This window comes from Morganella morganii (genome assembly GCF_019243775.1).
GTDB classification, from domain to species: Bacteria; Pseudomonadota; Gammaproteobacteria; order Enterobacterales; family Enterobacteriaceae; genus Morganella; species Morganella morganii.
Genome location: NZ_CP069157.1, coordinates 2,522,368 through 2,540,057, shown reverse-complemented (window position 1 = coordinate 2,540,057; position 17,690 = coordinate 2,522,368). Strand labels below are relative to the sequence as shown.

The 17,690-nt window shown below is 52.6% G+C and carries 13 protein-coding genes; 12 read left to right on the top strand and 1 reads right to left on the bottom strand.

Annotation, left to right across the window (positions count from 1 at the left end; translation table 11 throughout):
• Nucleotides 1–133 precede the first annotated feature (133 nt).
• The 8 genes from rpsA to kdsB all read left to right on the top strand — a co-directional run bounded on the left by rpsA (nucleotide 134) and on the right by kdsB (nucleotide 9,228).
• On the top strand, nucleotides 134–1,807 hold the full coding sequence (gene rpsA, locus JL661_RS12280) for a 30S ribosomal protein S1 (protein ID WP_004235822.1): 1,674 nt from the start codon (nucleotides 134–136) through the stop codon (nucleotides 1,805–1,807).
• Between the two features lie 65 nt (nucleotides 1,808–1,872).
• A complete protein-coding gene (ihfB, locus tag JL661_RS12275) occupies nucleotides 1,873–2,157 on the top strand; it encodes an integration host factor subunit beta (RefSeq protein ID WP_004235823.1) in 285 nt (94 codons plus the stop codon).
• A 377-nt stretch (nucleotides 2,158–2,534) separates the two neighbouring features.
• Nucleotides 2,535–4,835 carry a DNA internalization-related competence protein ComEC/Rec2 gene (locus tag JL661_RS12270; RefSeq protein ID WP_062772330.1) on the top strand — a complete coding sequence of 767 codons (2,301 nt, stop codon included), beginning with the start codon at nucleotides 2,535–2,537 and terminating at the stop codon, nucleotides 4,833–4,835.
• Between the two features lie 37 nt (nucleotides 4,836–4,872).
• Nucleotides 4,873–6,618 (top strand): lipid A ABC transporter ATP-binding protein/permease MsbA, encoded by a 1,746-nt coding sequence (gene msbA, locus JL661_RS12265; protein WP_004235826.1) that lies wholly within the window; start codon nucleotides 4,873–4,875, stop codon nucleotides 6,616–6,618.
• 12 nt (nucleotides 6,619–6,630) lie between these two features.
• Nucleotides 6,631–7,614: a tetraacyldisaccharide 4'-kinase gene (gene lpxK, locus JL661_RS12260; RefSeq protein WP_062772333.1), complete on the top strand. Its 984-nt coding sequence runs from the start codon at nucleotides 6,631–6,633 to the stop codon at nucleotides 7,612–7,614.
• A gap of 360 nt (nucleotides 7,615–7,974) precedes the next feature.
• Nucleotides 7,975–8,190 carry a cold-shock protein gene (locus JL661_RS12255; protein WP_004241772.1) on the top strand — a complete coding sequence of 72 codons (216 nt, stop codon included), beginning with the start codon at nucleotides 7,975–7,977 and terminating at the stop codon, nucleotides 8,188–8,190.
• Nucleotides 8,191–8,296: 106 nt separating this feature from the next.
• Nucleotides 8,297–8,473, top strand: coding sequence for a Trm112 family protein (locus JL661_RS12250; protein ID WP_004235830.1), 177 nt, complete (start codon nucleotides 8,297–8,299; stop codon nucleotides 8,471–8,473).
• Between the two features lie 5 nt (nucleotides 8,474–8,478).
• Nucleotides 8,479–9,228 (top strand): 3-deoxy-manno-octulosonate cytidylyltransferase, encoded by a 750-nt coding sequence (kdsB, locus tag JL661_RS12245; RefSeq protein WP_004235831.1) that lies wholly within the window; start codon nucleotides 8,479–8,481, stop codon nucleotides 9,226–9,228.
• Between the two features lie 59 nt (nucleotides 9,229–9,287).
• On the opposite strand, the gene elyC is transcribed toward kdsB, so the two are convergent.
• Nucleotides 9,288–10,085 carry an envelope biogenesis factor ElyC gene (gene elyC / locus JL661_RS12240; RefSeq protein WP_062772336.1) on the bottom strand — a complete coding sequence of 266 codons (798 nt, stop codon included), beginning with the start codon at nucleotides 10,083–10,085 and terminating at the stop codon, nucleotides 9,288–9,290.
• Between the two features lie 209 nt (nucleotides 10,086–10,294).
• On the opposite strand from elyC, the gene cmoM reads away from it, so the two are divergent.
• The 4 genes from cmoM to mukB are packed head-to-tail and all read left to right on the top strand — an operon-like array spanning nucleotide 10,295 to nucleotide 17,603.
• Nucleotides 10,295–11,083 carry a tRNA uridine 5-oxyacetic acid(34) methyltransferase CmoM gene (gene cmoM, locus JL661_RS12235; RefSeq protein WP_004235834.1) on the top strand — a complete coding sequence of 263 codons (789 nt, stop codon included), beginning with the start codon at nucleotides 10,295–10,297 and terminating at the stop codon, nucleotides 11,081–11,083.
• Complete coding sequence (gene mukF / locus JL661_RS12230) at nucleotides 11,076–12,401, top strand: chromosome partition protein MukF (RefSeq protein ID WP_036416998.1); 1,326 nt, start codon at nucleotides 11,076–11,078, stop codon at nucleotides 12,399–12,401. The genes cmoM and mukF overlap by 8 nt, the downstream gene beginning before the upstream one ends.
• Nucleotides 12,382–13,119: a chromosome partition protein MukE gene (mukE, locus tag JL661_RS12225; RefSeq protein WP_062772339.1), complete on the top strand. Its 738-nt coding sequence runs from the start codon at nucleotides 12,382–12,384 to the stop codon at nucleotides 13,117–13,119. The genes mukF and mukE overlap by 20 nt, the downstream gene beginning before the upstream one ends.
• Entirely contained in the window at nucleotides 13,116–17,603 is a 4,488-nt protein-coding gene (mukB, locus tag JL661_RS12220) for a chromosome partition protein MukB (protein WP_062772342.1), read from the top strand. Before mukE ends, mukB begins: the two co-directional genes overlap by 4 nt.
• Nucleotides 17,604–17,690 lie beyond the last annotated feature (87 nt).

The window sequence follows — 17,690 nt, the reverse complement described above, 5'->3', positions numbered from 1 at the left end:
CCGGCAGAGAACAAGGCAAAGAAGCAGTTTTCTGCCACCCCTTTGTGACAAGGAATGTTGCAAGGTATGTGAAACAACCCCATTCGGCCGGATGCTAAATGGACGTTAATACTTAAACACTTGAAGATCAAACATGACTGAATCTTTTGCTCAACTCTTTGAAGAATCCCTGCAGGCTATCGAAACCCGTCCGGGCGCTATCGTCCGTGGTACTGTTGTCGCTATCGATAAAGACGTAGTTCTGGTTGACGCAGGTCTGAAATCAGAATCTGCTATCCCGGTAGAACAGTTCAAAAATGCTCAGGGCGAGCTGGAAATCCAGGTTGGCGACGAAGTTGATGTTGCTCTGGACGCAGTAGAAGACGGTTTCGGTGAAACTGTTCTGTCCCGCGAGAAAGCAAAACGCCACGAAGCATGGCTGATGCTGGAAAAAGCATACGAAGAAGCTGAGACTGTTACCGGTGTTATCAACGGTAAAGTTAAAGGCGGTTTCACTGTCGAACTGAACGGCATCCGTGCGTTCCTGCCGGGTTCACTGGTTGACGTGCGTCCTGTTCGTGACACCACGCATCTGGAAGGCAAAGAGCTTGAGTTCAAAGTAATCAAGCTGGATCAGAAACGCAACAACGTGGTTGTTTCCCGTCGTGCAGTTATCGAGTCAGAAAACAGCGCAGAGCGCGATCAGCTGCTGGAAAACCTGCAGGAAGGCATGGAAGTTAAAGGTATCGTTAAGAACCTCACTGACTACGGTGCATTCGTTGATCTGGGCGGCGTTGATGGTCTGCTGCATATCACTGATATGGCGTGGAAACGTGTTAAACACCCAAGCGAAATCGTGAATGTCGGCGACGAAATCACTGTTAAAGTGCTGAAATTCGACCGCGAACGTACCCGCGTATCTCTGGGCCTGAAACAGCTGGGCGAAGATCCTTGGGTCGCAATCGCTAAGCGTTACCCTGAGAACACCCGTCTGACCGGTCGCGTGACCAACCTGACTGACTACGGCTGCTTCGTTGAAATCGAAGAAGGCGTTGAAGGCCTGGTACACGTTTCTGAAATGGACTGGACCAACAAAAACATCCACCCATCTAAAGTTGTTAACGTGGGCGATGTTGTTGAAGTTATGGTTCTGGACATCGACGAAGAACGTCGTCGTATCTCCCTGGGCCTGAAGCAGTGCAAATCTAACCCATGGCAGCAGTTCGCGGAAACTCACAACAAAGGTGATCGCGTTGAAGGTAAAATCAAGTCAATCACTGACTTCGGTATCTTCATTGGTTTAGATGGCGGCATCGATGGTCTGGTTCACCTGTCTGACATCTCCTGGAACGTTGCAGGCGAAGAAGCAGTACGTGAATACAAAAAAGGCGACGAAATCGCAGCTGTTGTTCTGCAGGTTGATGCAGAGCGCGAGCGTATCTCTCTGGGCGTTAAGCAGTTAGCTGAAGATCCGTTCAACAACTACACCGCTGTTACCAAGAAAGGTGCTATCGTCACCGGTAAAGTAACTGCAGTAGACGCTAAAGGCGCAACTGTTGAGCTGATGGATGGCGTTGAAGGTTACCTGCGTGCATCAGAAGCTTCACGCGATCGCGTTGAAGATGCTACTCTGGTTCTGAGCGTTGGTGATGAAGTTGAAGCTAAATACACTGGTGTTGATCGTAAAAACCGTGTAATCAACCTGTCTGTACGTGCAAAAGACGAAGCGGATGAAAAAGACGCTATCGCTACTGTGAACAAGCAGGAAGAAGCTGGCTTCTCTAACAACGCAATGGCAGAAGCTTTCAAAGCAGCTAAAGGCGAGTAATTAAGCAGCAGCAGGCCGCGCAAGCGGTCTGCTTTTATGATAATCAGGGTAGTCCAGGAGGTTATATGACCAAATCTGAACTGATTGAGAAGCTGGCAGGCCAACAATCTCATCTTCCGGCTAAAGTTGTTGAAGAAGCAGTAAAAGAGATCCTTGAGCATATGGCAAATACGCTTGCTGACGGTGAACGTATTGAAATCCGTGGATTCGGCAGTTTTTCTCTGCACTACCGTGCACCGCGGGTAGGTCGTAACCCGAAAACCGGCGAACAGGTGGAACTGGAAGGTAAACACGTTCCTCACTTCAAACCGGGCAAAGAGTTACGCGACCGCGCAAATATCTATGCTTGATTATTGACAGAGATAATAAAAATGACGCCACCGGCGTCATTTTTTTTTGCAGCAAACATTAAATTATCATTATTATAAAAATGTTAATATTGTATTAATAAATTATGGTTGTGTAAGGTTCTGGTGTTGGCAAGTTGAATTCGTTTATTAATAATAGGTTACCGGAGACATCATATTCAGTTCGCCATAAAATACTATTGGAAATTAGACTGTGTTTATAATTAAGCAAATAATTGTGAGTTGACTCGCATAAAATAATTGATTATTTGTATGCCTGAAATATAAATTCGTGACGACACGCATTTTTTTATTATCGTAATAACACGTGATGCCCGCCATAACATAATACCGGCCTGGTTACCTTTCCGGTGAGTAATATGTCTGTTATGGCTGTGATGAAATATCTGTTTCCCCGTCCGTTACCGCTCTGGCTTGCTGCGGCTGCCGTTGTGGCCGGGCATATGCCGCTGTTGCTGATTCCGCGGTTGTTGTTACCGGCAGAAAGTCTGCTGCTATTCACTGGTATTTGCTTGTTTTTTCTTATCCGCACCAGACTGAGTTTTTTTATCCGCATTATTGCCGGTACTTTTCTGGCAGTAAATATTCATATCAGTAATACATTATCACTCTTTTCCGCTGAACTACCCGATAATATCGATATTATGATCCATGATGTCATGATTAACTCATCTGACTATTATTCCGTCAAAGGGCGGATTATTAATATAAATAATAAAATGTATGATGATACTGTTTTTATTAATACAAAAATAAAAGGTTCATTTAAACCGGCATGTTCCGGTGAAGTCTGGCGTATATTCCGCCCTGTACTGAGGCCGGTACACGGTCTGTTAAATGAAGGACAGTCAAACCGGCAGCAATATTTACTGTCAGAGCGGGTTTTGTTTTCTCTGACGCCGGGACGCAGTGAAAAATTATCTTCAGACTGCAGTCAGCGTCAGAAGATGATTGCGGCATACCTTCCTGCGATGGATAACCTGCCGTATAACGGACTGATGGCGGCGCTGTTATTTGGTGAACGGCGCGGCATCACCGCAGAGCAGCGCAGACTGGTGCAGGAAACCGGAGTGGCACATGTGGTGGCTATTTCCGGGTTGCATATCGGGCTGGCGGCGTTATGGGGATGGTGGGCCGGGCGGTTATTGTTGCTGTTGTTACCGCTGCGTATGGTGACACCTGTTATTCCGTCTGTGCTGTCAGTCTGTGCCGCTGTTGCTTATGTCTGGCTGGCCGGGTTTGCGGTTCCGGCCTGCCGGGCATTGTCTGCGCTGCTGTTGTGGCATCTGCTGCGCTGGCGGCATTACCATCTGCCAGCGTATCAGTTTGTTATGATCAGTGCCGCACTGTTACTGCTGGCGGATCCGCTGACAATTCTATCCGCCGGATTCTGGTTGTCTTATACTGCCGTTACCGCACTGTTGTTCTGGCATCACACCGGTGTTTTCTCCCGCAGTAATATATTTATCCCGCTGACACCTTTTGCCCGCCTGTGGCGCAATATCCGTTCGCTTCTCTCTTACCAGTGCGGATTATTTCTGTTACTGCTGCCGGTTCAGGGATTTTTCTTCGGCGGCGTGAATATGCTGTCGTTTCTGAGCAATCTGTGGGTGGTACCGGTGATTTCTTTTCTGACGGTGCCGCTGCTGTTTGCCGGGTTATTGATCGGGCCTGCATTGCCGCTGGCGGATTTCTCTCTGGCGCTGGCATTATGGCCGCTGCCGTTTCTGGCACAGGGCTGGATGGTTACCGGACATATCGCTCTGATATGGATACCACTGATGTGGGCGGCTGTTTATATCATCCGGCTGGATATGTGGCGCCAGCACCCGCTGCTGCTGCCGGGAATGGTGCTCAGTTGCTGTCTGTATCTGCGGAAAACTCCGCTGCCTGAGTGGTCAGTTACCATACTGGATATCGGGCACGGATTGGCGGCAGTGGTGATAAAAGATGGCAGGGCGGTGGTGTATGATACCGGCAACCGCTTCGGGTCACGGGATGACGGGTTGCGCACAGTATTGCCTTATCTGCGTTATCACCGCCTGACTCCGGACTGGATTATGATCAGCCATGACCACCGTGACCACACCGGGGGACTGAGCTCTCTGCGCAGTGCTTATCCTGCCGCTGTGGTCAAAGGCAACATTCCGCAGGCCGATACACCTTGTCGCCGCGGGGAGCGGTGGTTATGGCAGTCATTGTATTTTGAGGTGTTATGGCCGGACGAAAAATATCAGCTGAGCAAAAATGACGGCTCCTGTGTTATCCGCATCAGTGACGGTAAACATCAGGTTTTGCTGACCGGGGATATCGAAAAACAGGCAGAAAAACAGCTGATTAAGTATAAAGATGAACTCTCCGCCACAGTACTGCAAGTTCCGCACCATGGCAGCAAAACCTCCTCATCAGAATTTTTTATTCGTGCGGTAAATCCCGCTTTCGCACTGGTTTCTGTTGCGCGCTATAGCCCGTGGCGTCTGCCTTCTGATAAAGTACGCCGTCGCTATCACAATCTCGGCGTGCAGTGGCATGATACTGCGCACAGCGGCCAGATTTCTGTGTCCTTTTTTGCTGATGAGGTATCCGTCGCGACTTACCGTACCCATCTCTCCGCCCGCTGGTTCAGCGCATGGTTTGGAGATCAGCCGGTAAACGGGTAATATAGGCAGCTAATTTTTAGTATTGGTAAACGCAATAATGAAAGATATTGATATTTCAACCCGGCAAACATTCCGCCGGTTATGGCCGACAATCGCACCGTTTAAAACAGGTATCATCGTGGCGGCTATTGCGTTAGTCATCAATGCGGGCGGCGATGCATTTATGCTGTCGCTGCTGAAACCGCTGCTTGATGAAGGTTTCGGCACTGCCGACAATGATTTTCTCCGTATCATGCCGCTGATTATCCTGGGGCTGATGCTGTTACGCGGTATCTCCAGTTTTGTTTCAGGCTACTGCCTCTCCTGGGTGTCCGGCAAAGTGGTTATGACTATGCGCCGTAACCTGTTCCGGCATATGATGGGCATGCCGGTTTCCTTCTTTGATCAGCAATCCACCGGGACACTGCTCTCCCGTATCACCTATGATTCCGAACAGGTGGCTTCGTCTTCTTCCGGTGCACTGGTTACGGTCGTCCGTGAAGGCGCTTATATTATTGCGCTGTTCAGCCTTATGTTTTACAACAGCTGGCAGCTGTCGCTGATTCTGATTGTTATTGCGCCGATTGTGGCTTTTGTTATCCGCAAAGTCTCTGTCCGCTTCCGCGAAATCAGTAAAAACATGCAGAGCGGCATGGGACAGGTCAGCGCCAGTGCTGAACAGATGCTGAAAGGGCATAAAGAAGTGCTGATTTTCGGCGGTCAGAAAGTGGAAAATGATCGTTTCGATAAAGTCAGCAACCATATGCGCCGCCAGGGTATGAAACTGGTTACCGCATCATCTATTGCCGACCCGATTATTCAGATCATTGCCTCCTTTGCGCTGGCATTTGTGCTGTTTGCCGCCAGTTTCCCTGAAATTAAAGAAGCGCTGAGTGCCGGTTCCATTACAGTTGTCTTCTCTTCCATGATTGCTCTGATGCGTCCGCTGAAATCCCTGACCAACGTGAACGCTCAGTTCCAGCGCGGGATGGCGGCTTGTCAGACACTGTTTGTTCTGCTTGATATGGAGCAGGAAAAAGACACCGGCACCAAAGTGCTGAAAGATGCCAAAGGTGATGTGGCGTTTGAGAATGTGACTTTCCGTTATCAGGGGAAAGAGAACCCGGCGCTGAAAAATGTGTCGTTCACTATTCCGTCAGGCAAAACGGTGGCACTGGTCGGGCGCTCCGGCTCCGGGAAATCCACCATTGCCAATCTGATCACCCGTTTCTATGAAATTGAAAGCGGACACATTACGATCGACGGCAATGATATCCGCGATTACACGCTGGCATCACTGCGCAGTCAGGTGGCGCTGGTGTCGCAGAATGTTCACCTTTTCAATGATACGGTCGCGAATAATATCGCCTATGCCACAGAAGGGAAGTACACCCGCGAGCAGATTGAAAAAGCCGCTGAAATGGCCTATGCCATGGACTTTATCAATAAGATGGAGAAGGGGCTGGATACCGAAATCGGTGAGAACGGTGTTCTGCTTTCCGGTGGTCAGCGCCAGCGTATTGCGATTGCCCGTGCACTGCTGCGTGATGCACCGATCCTTATCCTCGATGAAGCAACCTCGGCACTGGATACTGAATCTGAACGTGCGATTCAGGCCGCGCTCGATGAGTTACAGAAAAACCGTACCTGTCTGGTGATCGCTCACCGCTTATCCACCATTGAGAAGGCGGATGAAATCCTCGTGGTGCAGGACGGCGAAGTGCAGGAGCGCGGTACGCATGATGAACTGGTGAAACAGCCGGGTATCTATGCGCAGCTCTATAACATGCAGTTTGGTCACTAAGCGGCACTGCTGATGATCGATAAAATTTGGTCCGGCCGCTCAAAGCTTTACTGGCTGCTTCTGCCGCTCTCGTTTTTGTACGGGGCGGTGAGCGGTCTGCGGCGTCTGCTGTTCCGCTGCGGACTGAAAAAATCCCGCCGTATGCCGGTGCCGGTGGTGGTGGTCGGTAATCTGACCGCCGGCGGTAACGGTAAAACACCGGTGGTTATCTGGCTGACAGAGCAACTGCTGGCCCGTGGCTACCGTCCCGGAGTGGTTTCCCGCGGTTACGGCGGTAAATCGGATCATTATCCGCTGCTTATCACGAAAGACACGACGACAGCACAGGCCGGTGATGAGCCGGTGCTGATTGCCCGCCGTACCGGTGTGCCGGTTGCGGTCGCGCCAGACCGTGCCGCAGCGGTAGAAGCTATTTTGCAGCATGCACCGGTGGATGTGATCATCACCGATGATGGTTTGCAGCATTACGCACTACAGCGCGATATGGAAATCGTGGTGATTGACGGCGAACGCCGTTTCGGTAACGGCTGGTGGCTGCCTGCCGGGCCGATGCGGGAACGGGCAGGGCGTCTGAAACAGGTGGATGCGGTGATTGTCAACGGTGGTACCGCACAACCCGGGGAAACCGCTATGCAACTGGTGCCGGGAGAGGCTGTTAACCTGGCTGACGGCACCCGTAAACCGGCGGCTGAAATCGGTGAGTGTGTGGCGATGGCCGGTATCGGGCACCCGCCGCGTTTTTTTGCCACGCTGAACTCCCTCGGCGTGACACCGGCACAGTGTATTGCGTTTCCGGATCACCAGTCTTACAGCCCTGAACAGCTTTCCGCACTGATAAAACCCGGTCAGTCACTCCTGATGACAGAGAAGGATGCAGTGAAATGTTTTGCCTTTTCTGCAACTGACTGGTGGTATTTACCGGTCAGTGCCGCCATTCCCGCAAAATCCGCCGATTTAATTCTGGATAAAGTCATATCTCACATAAAAAATGCATAAAGGGACTTGCGCTTTTTATCTGAATATGGCTTAATCAAAAAGTTGTATTTCTGTGATGTATTTCATATCTCACTGTGCAACCAATCCGCGTGTCAACACATATTCTGATCCCGCTGTCATAATTTTTTCACACCACCTTGTTAATCTTGTGGTGCGGATGACCGGATCCCGCGGATAAACGGTATGTTTTGCAGCAGGTGTCTGACCGGCTGCAAATCAGAATAAAAAATAATAACTATAATGTTTTGCTCATTACCGGGTGGCTGTTCGCAAAGAGAGCACCCGTGTTGCCCGGCCGGAGCAGACATAACCAGCGATGGGGTGTATACCATTCCTGGTGATATAAAAGGAGTTAATACTATGTCTAAACAATTACAACTTGGCCGCGTTAAATGGTATGACGCGAAAGAAGGTTACGGTTTCATCTCCCCGGTTAACGGCGGCGATGATATCTGGGTAACCCGTAACGGGATCGCCAATTCCCGTAACAAATTACTGTGCGAAGGGCAGGAAGTGGAATTCTCACTGACCCGCGGCAGTTATGGTATTGCAGCGAACGATGTGATCGCGCTGTAATATGGGTAAAAACGCGATTATCTCAGTGATATCGCAACAACAGAGTTAACGGTGAGACCGGGCTTATGTTATTCTGAGCCAACGTTTTTATCTCATTGGGGGACGTATGGATCACCGTTTACTCGAAATCGTGGCCTGCCCTGTTTGCCACGGCAAACTCAGCTACGACAAGCAAAATCTCGAACTCATCTGCAAAGGCTGCCGTCTGGCCTATCCCGTCCGTGACGATATCCCTGTCTTATTAGAGAATGAAGCCCGCGAATTGCCGGTCTCAGAAGGATAATCTCCATGTTTACAGTTATCATTCCTGCGCGTTATGCCTCCACGCGTCTGCCCGGTAAACCGCTGGCGGATATCTGCGGCAAGCCGATGATTGTCCGTGTGATGGAGCAGGCAAAACGTTCCGGTGCCGCGAGAGTCATTGTCGCTACTGACACACAGGCGGTATTTGATGCCGTGATTGCAGAGGGCGGCGAAGCCTGTATGACGCGCGAAGATCATCAGTCCGGGACCGAGCGCCTGGCGGAAGTGATTGATCACTACCGGTTTGCTGATGATGAGATTATCGTGAATGTTCAGGGGGATGAGCCATTAATCCCTGACAGTATTATTGCGCAGGTTGCTGAAAATCTGGCAGCCAGCGAAGCCGGTATGGCCACCCTGGCGGTAAAAATCACCTCAGCGGAAGAAGCCTTTAACCCGAATGCGGTGAAAGTGGTGATGGATAAACAGGGCTATGCGCTCTATTTCTCCCGGGCCACCATTCCGTGGGATCGCGAGCGTTTCATGCACAGCCGTGACAGCGCCGGTGATAATTTCCTGCGCCATATCGGGATTTACGCCTACCGCGCCGGGTTTATCCGCCGCTATATTCAGTGGGAAACCAGCCCGCTGGAGAAAATCGAAATGCTCGAGCAGCTGCGTGTACTCTGGTACGGTGAAAAAATTCATGTCGCGGAGGCATCCGAAGCGCCGGGCACCGGTGTTGATACCCCGGAAGATCTTGAAACCGTGCGCAGATTGTTTGCCGCCCGCTGAGAAATATCAGTCATAAACAAAAACGCGGGTCACTTCTGAACCCGCGTTTTTGTTGTCTTCTATTCCTGTCCTTCATTATCTGACGATTTTACTGACTGCCAGAGCCGCCCCAGCCCTTCATACCAGACCCGCTCACTGTGTGATAGATAGTACGCGGAAGGAATGGTTTTTTCCCAGCTGTGCAGCGGGGTGGTGACGGCCAGCTGGTTAGCCGGTGCCGGGATAGGGTGCAGGCCGCGCGCATCAAAGAAGGCTTTGGCGCGGGTCATATGGTTAGCGGAGGTCACCAGCAGGAACGGTGCATCGCCCACCACTTTTTTCACTTCGGCGGCTTCCTCTTCGGTATCTTTCGGCAATACCAGCGGCAGTGTGCGTTCAGCAGGGATCCCCAGTGACTGCGCAACTTGCGCTGCGGCCTCTGCGCTGCTGATACTGTTTGCGCCCGGCCCGCCGGTGAAAATCAGCGTCGCCTGCGGGTAACGCAGTGCGAGACGCACACCTTCCGTGACGCGCGGCAGACTGTTACCGATCAGATTGGCGGAAGGTGACCATTCCGGGTTATAGGTAAAGCCGCCGCCGAGCACCACGATATAGCGCAGTTCCTGTTGCTGAACTTCTGCCGGGGTAATGAGCTCATAACGTTTTTCATACGGTTTTTCTGTTGTCAGCAGCAGGGTATCCGCCACCGGTTGCAGGCTGAGCAGCACCAACCCGAGCCAGCTCACGGTGATCAGGGTTTTACCGGTTTTCTGCCATCGGGAAAACCACAGCAGCAGTAATCCGGCCAGGATCAGCAGGAGCATAAACGGCAGCGGCATCAGAAAACCGCCGAGGTATTTTTTCAGGGCAAACAGCATGAGCGCACCTTAAATATGATTGATTTATCACCGGTTAACGGCAGGAGTCTGCACAAATCGGGTGACATTAGACACGTCTGTGACACAATAGTTACCGACTTTGCATATTGCACTGCTCTGCCCGGCAATACAATTGAAGATAGCCGGATTGCGCGGGAAACCGCCGCAGACTGACCCGAAATATCCCCCGGAACTGAACACAGGTTTTCATGGTTGATCGTAATTTTGACGATATCGCGGAGAAATTCACCCGCAATATCTATGGCACAACAAAAGGGCAAATCCGCGAAGCGGTGGTCTGGCAGGATCTGGACGCCTTACTGACCCGGCTGAAACCGGGTCCGCTGCGCATTCTGGATGCGGGCGGCGGTGACGGTTTTTTCTCCCGCCGTCTGGCTGCGCTGGGGCATCAGGTGGTATTGTGCGACCTGTCAGAAGAGATGATTGCCCGCGCACAACAGGCCGCGCTGGATGACGGCGTGGCAGAAAATATGTCCTTTATTCATTGTGCGGCACAGGATATCGCACTTCACACTGAAGGGGCGTTTGATCTGGTATTATTTCATGCCGTTTTGGAGTGGATCACAGATCAAAAAGGTGCAATTGAAGCACTGACCGCTATAATAGCGGGCGGTGGTGCATTATCGTTAATGTTTTACAATGCGAACGGACTTGTGATGCGAAATGCGATATTAGGCAATTTTCATCTGGCAACCCCGGAAATTCAGCGCCGCCGCAAGCGTTCGTTATCGCCGCAGAATCCCCTTATGCCGGAACAGGTTTATCAGTGGCTGGATGATTGCCGTCTGACGATTGAGGCAAAAACCGGCGTGCGGGTTTTCCATGATTATCTGCAGAGCCGCCAGTTACAAAACCGTGATTTCCCAGCGCTGCTGGCACTGGAGCAACGCTATTGCCGTCAGGAGCCTTATATCAGCTTAGGCCGCTATATTCACGTTATGGCACGAAAACCGATCAGAAGGATGGACAATGAGTGAGTTTACCCAAACAGTCCCGGAACTCGTGGCATGGGCGCGAAAGAATGATTTCTCCATCGCGCTGCCGCCGGAACGGCTGGCTTTTTTACTGTCTGTTGCGGTGCTCAACAGTGAGCGCATCGACGGTGAAATGAGCGAGGGGGAACTGGTGGATGCCTTCCGCGAAGTCTGCAAAGGCTTTGAACAGACAACGGAATCTGTTGCGGTCCGCGCGAACAATGCCATCAATGATATGGTGCGCCAGAAAATATTTAACCGCTTTACCAGTGATATCTTTGAGGGTAATGCGATTTACCGGCTGACCCCGCTCGGGATCGGCATCAGCGATTATTACATCCGTCAGCGTGAATTTTCCTCACTGCGTTTATCCATGCAGCTCTCGATTGTGGCCGGTGAACTGAGCCGCGCGGCAGATGCCGCCGAAGAGGGCGGGGATGAATTCCACTGGCACCGTAATGTGTTTGCCCCGCTGAAATATTCCGTGGCGGAGATCTTCGACAGCATTGATATGTCGCAGCGCGTTATGGATGAGCAGCAAAACGGCGTCAAAGACGATATCGCCAAACTGCTGAATCAGGACTGGCAGGCCGCGATTGCCAACTGTGAACAGTTGCTGTCAGAAACCTCTCTCACACTGCGGGAACTGCAGGATACGCTCGAAGCCGCCGGTGACAAATTACAGGCGAACCTGCTGCGTATCCAGGATGCCAATATGAGTGCCGCCACCGGCTCTGAACTGGTGGATAAGCTGATTTTTGATCTGCAGGCCAAGCTCGACCGCATTATCAGCTGGGGCCAGCAATCTATTGATTTATGGATTGGTTATGACCGCCATGTCCATAAATTTATCCGTACCGCTATCGATATGGATAAAAACCGTATTTTCTCGCAGCGTCTGCGCCATTCTGTACAGCACTATTTTGACTCGCCGTGGGCTCTTAATGTGGCTAATGCGGATCGCCTGCTGGATATGCGTGACGAAGAGATGGCACTGCGTGATGACGAAGTGACCGGGGAATTACCGCCGGATCTGGAATATGAAGAGTTCAGCGAGGTCAACGAAGAGCTTGCCGCCATGATGGAAACTGCGCTGGCTGTGTATAAAGCACAGGCGAAGCCGCTGGATCTGGGTGCGGTTCTGCGTGATTACCTCGCGAAATATCCGCGCAGCCGCCAGTTCGATGTGGCACGGATTATCGTGGATCAGGCTGTCCGCCTCGGGGTGGCTGATGCTGATTTCTCAGGCATCCCGGCGGAATGGTCAGCAATTAATGAATACGGAGCGAAGGTGCAGGCACATGTCATCGACACATATTGAACAATTTATGTCAGCAAAGCTGGCTCAGGCACTTGCCAACAACCTTTTTCCGGAACTTGACAGCCAGTTGCGCGCAGGCCGCCATATCGGCGTGGATGATCTGGATAATCATGCCTTTCTGATGGATTTCCAGGATGAACTGGAAGGCTTTTACGCCCGTTATAACGTGGAACTGGTCCGTGCACCGGAAGGGTTCTTCTATCTGCGCCCGCGTTCCAGCACACTGATCCCGCGCTCGGTGTTATCCGAACTGGAAATGCTGGTCGGTAAAGTGCTGTGCTATCTGTATCTCAGCCCGGAGCGTCTCGCCAACCAGGGTATTTTCTCCACGGCAGAGCTCTATGAGGAACTGCTGTCACTGGCGGATGAAGCCAAATTACTGAAAGTGGTGAATAACCGCTCCACCGGCTCTGACCTGGACAAACAGAAATTACTGGAAAAAACCCGTGGTGCGCTGAACCGTCTGCGCCGCCTGGGGATGATCACGTTTGTCTCTGCGGATAACAGCCAGTTTGTGATTGCCGAATCCGTTTTCCGCTTCGGAGCGGATGTCCGCAGCGGGGATGACCCGCGTGAGGCGCAGCTGCGTCTTATCCGCGACGGTGAGGCCCAATCTCTGGCGGAAGATGAAAAACACCCGCGCCCTGAGGATCAGGACGATGATAATGAAGAATTTGATAATGACAACGCGACGGATGAAGCGGAGGATGAAGAATGATTGAACGTGGTAAATTCCGCTCGCTCACGTTAGTCAACTGGAACGGCTTTTTTGCGCGCACCTTTGATCTGGATGAGCTGGTCACCACCTTGTCCGGCGGTAACGGTGCCGGTAAATCCACCACTATGGCGGCCTTTATTACCGCCATGATCCCGGATTTAACCCTGCTGCACTTCCGTAACACCACTGAAGCCGGGGCAACATCCGGTTCCCGTGATAAAGGTCTGCACGGTAAACTGCGTCCGGGCGTGTGCTACGCCATGCTGGATGTGGTGAACTCCCGCCATCAGCGTGTGCTGGTGGGGGTGCGTCTTCAGCAGATTGCCGGACGTGATAAAAAAGTCGATATCAAATCCTTTATGATTCAGGGATTACCGACACAGTATTCCCCGACACAGATTGTCAGCGAACAGCTGAGTGAACGCCAGGTGCGGGTTCTGCCGCTGAATGACCTGAAAGCCCGCCTGGATGATATCGAAGGTGTGCATTTCAAACAGTTTAACTCGATTACTGATTACCATTCGGTTCTGTTCGAGCTGGGTGTTATCCCGAAACGTCTGCGTTCTGCAGGCGACCGCAGCAAATTCTACCGCCTGATCGAAGCTTCGCTCTACGGCGGTATCTCCAGTGCTATCACCCGTTCCCTGCGTGACTATTTACTGCCGGAGAACAGCGGGGTGCGCAAAGCCTTCCAGGATATGGAAGGGGCACTGCGCGAAAACCGTATCACACTGGAAGCTATCCGCGTTACCCAGTCTGACCGTGACCTGTTCAAACACCTGATCACTGAAGCGACCGCGTATGTTTCTGCAGATTATATGCGTCACGCCAATGAGCGCCGTGTGCATATCGACCAGGCACTCTCTGTGCGCCGGGAACTGCTCGGCAGCCGCAAACAGCTGATCAGCGAACAGTTCCGTCAGGTGGAAATGTCCCGCGAGCTGGCGGAGCAGACGGCCTCATCCGCCGATCTGGAAACGGATTACCAGGCAGCCAGTGATCATCTGACACTGGTGCAGACGGCCATGCGTCAGCAGGAAAAAATTGACCGTTATCAGGCTGATGTCGAAGAGCTGACATTCCGTCTGGAAGAACAGACTGAAGTGGCGGAAGAAGCCGCAGAACAGCTGGCGGAATATGAAGAACGCAACCATGTTGCGGAAGAAGAAGTGGATGAGCTGAAAAGCCAACTGGCCGATTACCAGCAGGCGCTGGATGTTCAGCAGACCCGCGCCATTCAGTATCAGCAGGCATTACAGGCGCTGGAACGCGCCAAAGCGGTGTGTCAGCTGCCGCAGCTGGATATTGATTCACTGGATGAATGGCTGGAAACCTTCCGCGCCCGCGAAGAGCAGGCAACCGAATCCCTGTTAGTGCTTGAGCAGAAAATGAGTGTGGCGCAGGCCGCACACAGCCAGTTCTCTCAGGCCTATGAACTGGTGAAATCGGTGGTCGGTGAAGTCAGCCGCAGTGAAGCTTACCAGACCGCCCGTGAATTATTGCGCGAACTGCCGTCACAGCAGATGATGGCCGACCGCGTCCAGCCGCTGCGCCAGCAGTTATCTGAACTGGAACAGCGTCTGCACAGCCAGCACAATGCGCAGAAATCGCTGGATGATTTCTGCAAACGCATCGGGCAGCAGGTTGAGGCGGACGGGCTCGATGAGATGCTGATGACCCTTGAGGCGCAGCAGGAAAGCCTGAGTGTCAGTGTCAGTGAAAGCGGCGAGCGCCGTATGGAAATGCGTCAGCAGACTGAGCAGCTGAAGCAGCAAATCCAGTCCCTGACCGTCAAAGCCCCGGCGTGGCTGGCGGCGCAGGAAGCTCTGACGCAATTGTGTGAGCAGTCTCATGAGACGTTCACCAGCGCCAATGATGTCACTGAATATATGCAGCAGTTGCTGGAGCGTGAGCGCGAAGTGACTGTTGAGCGTGATGAAATCGCGCTGAAAAAAGCACAGCTGGAAAAAGATATTGAACGGCTCAGTCAGCCGAGCGGCGCGGAAGATGGCCGTATGCTTGGCCTGGCAGAGCGTTTCGGTGGTATATTGCTGTCGGAAATCTATGACGACATCACGATTGATGACGCACCGTATTTCTCCGCCTTATACGGCCCGGCGCGCCATGCGATTGTGGTGCCGGATCTCAGCGCCGTGCGTCCGATGCTGGATGCCCTCGATGATTGTCCGGAAGATCTCTATCTGATTGAAGGGGATCCGCAATCCTTTGATGACAGCGTCTTCACCACCGAAGAGCTGGAGCGTGCGGTGCTGGTGCGCAGCACCGATCGCCAGTGGCGTTACTCCCGCTTCCCGTCTGTGCCGCTGTTCGGCCGTGCGGCGCGGGAAAATCAGCTGGCAGTGCTGGAACATGAACGGGATGAGCTGGCAGAACGCCTGGCGACACTCTCTTTTGATGTCCAGAAAATGCAGCGTGCTCATCAGGCATTCAGCCGTTTTGTCGGCAAAAATATCTCAGTGGCCTTTGAGGCTGACCCGGAAGCGGAAATCCGCACACTGAATCAGCGCCGTAATGAGCTGGAGCGCGAGCTGGCACAGTTTGAGGAGCAGACTGCCGTTGCCCGTCAGCAGTATGCGCAGATCAAAGAAAATCTGAGCATCCTTAACCGTCTGATCCCGAATACCGCTCTGCTGCTTGATGAAACACTGGCAGATCGCGCGGATGAGATCCGTGATGCGCTGACGGATGCACAGGAATCCGCCCGTCATATTCAGCAGTACGGTGCAGCGCTGCGCAAACTGGAGCCGATGGTAGCTGTTCTCCAGAGTGATCCGGAGCAGCATGAAGCTCTGATCCGCGATTATGAAAACGCGAAACAGGTGCAGCAGCAGGCCCGTCAGCAGGCGTTTGCCCTGGAAGAAGTCGCGCAGCGCCGTCAGCACTTTAATTACGGCGGATCCGCCGGCATGCTGACAGAAAATGCCGATCTTAATGACAAACTGCGTCAGCGTCTGGAACACGCGGAGTCTGATCGTGCCCGTACACGTGAGATGCTGCGCCAGCAGCAGACCAAATGCGCGGAGTTCAATCAGGTTCTGGCCTCACTGCGCAGCTCGTATGAAACCAAATCGGACATGCTGCGCGAACTTGAGCGCGAAATGAGCGAAATTGGTGTTCAGGCGGATGCCAATGCGGAAGAGCGTGCCCGTGTGCGCCGTGATGAACTGTACAACCAGGTCAGCCATAACCGCGCCCGTATCAATCAGCTGGAAAAACAGCTGGGGATCGGCGAGTCGGAAATGGATAATCTGCAAAAACGTCTGCGCAAAGCAGAGCGCGATTACCAGCAGCTCCGCGAGCAGGTCGTGACCGCCAAAGCGGGCTGGTGTGCGGTGATGCGGATGGTGAAAGAAAGTGGCGTTGAGCGCCGCCTCCACCGCCGTGAGCTGGCTTATGAAGATGCGGACACACTGCGTTCCATGTCGGATAAAGCCCTCGGTGCACTGCGTCAGGCCGTGGCGGATAACGAACATCTGCGTGATGCACTGCGCCTGTCCGAAGATCCGAAGCGTCCGGAACGCAAAGTACAGTTCTTTATCGAAGTGTACCGCCACCTGCGCGAACGTATCCGCCAGGATATTATCAAAACTGATGATCCGATTGACGCTATTGAACAGATGGAAATCGAGCTGGCACGGCTGACCGACGAACTGACCGCCCGTGAACAGAAACTGGCGATCAGCTCGAAAAGTGTGGCCAATATCATCCGCAAAACTATTCAGCGCGAACAGAACCGTATCCGCATGCTTAACCAGGGCCTGCAGGCCGTGGCATTCGGTCAGGTCAAAGGGGTGCGCCTGAATGTGAATATCCGCGAAAGCCACGCGATACTGCTGGATGTGCTGTCCGAAGAGCACGAGCAGCATCAGGACCTGTTCGCCAGCCAGCGTCTGACCTTCTCTGAAGCGATGGCGAAACTCTATCAGCGTCTGAACCCGCAGGTGGATATGGGGCAGCGTCTGCCGCAGACCATCGGTGAGGAACTGCTGGATTACCGTAACTATCTCGAGCTGGAAGTGGAAGTCAACCGTGGTTCTGACGGCTGGCTGAAAGCCGAGAGCGGCGCGTTATCCACCGGTGAGGCGATTGGTACCGGGATGTCCATTCTGGTGATGGTGGTGCAGAGCTGGGAAGAAGAATCCCGCCGTCTGCGCAGCAAAGATATTTCGCCGTGCCGTCTGCTGTTCCTGGATGAAGCAGCGCGTCTGGATGCGAAATCTATAGCCACCCTGTTTGAGCTGTGCGATCGCTTACAGATGCAGCTGATTATTGCGGCACCAGAAAATATCAGTCCGGAGAAAGGCACAACGTACAAACTGGTACGTAAAGTCTTCAATAATCAGGAACATGTGCATGTGGTGGGATTGCGCGGCTTCGGCCAGCCGGAACCAACGCCGGCACCGGAAGCATTGCCTGAGCCGGTGACGGAAGAGGAGGATGACGGGGAAGAAGAGCAGGATTAATTTCTCCCTCCGGTCTTTTCTCTGAAGCGGATGAGCACATTGCTGTGCTCATCCGTGATTGCAGACAAAGCAGGATAAAACGTGGTT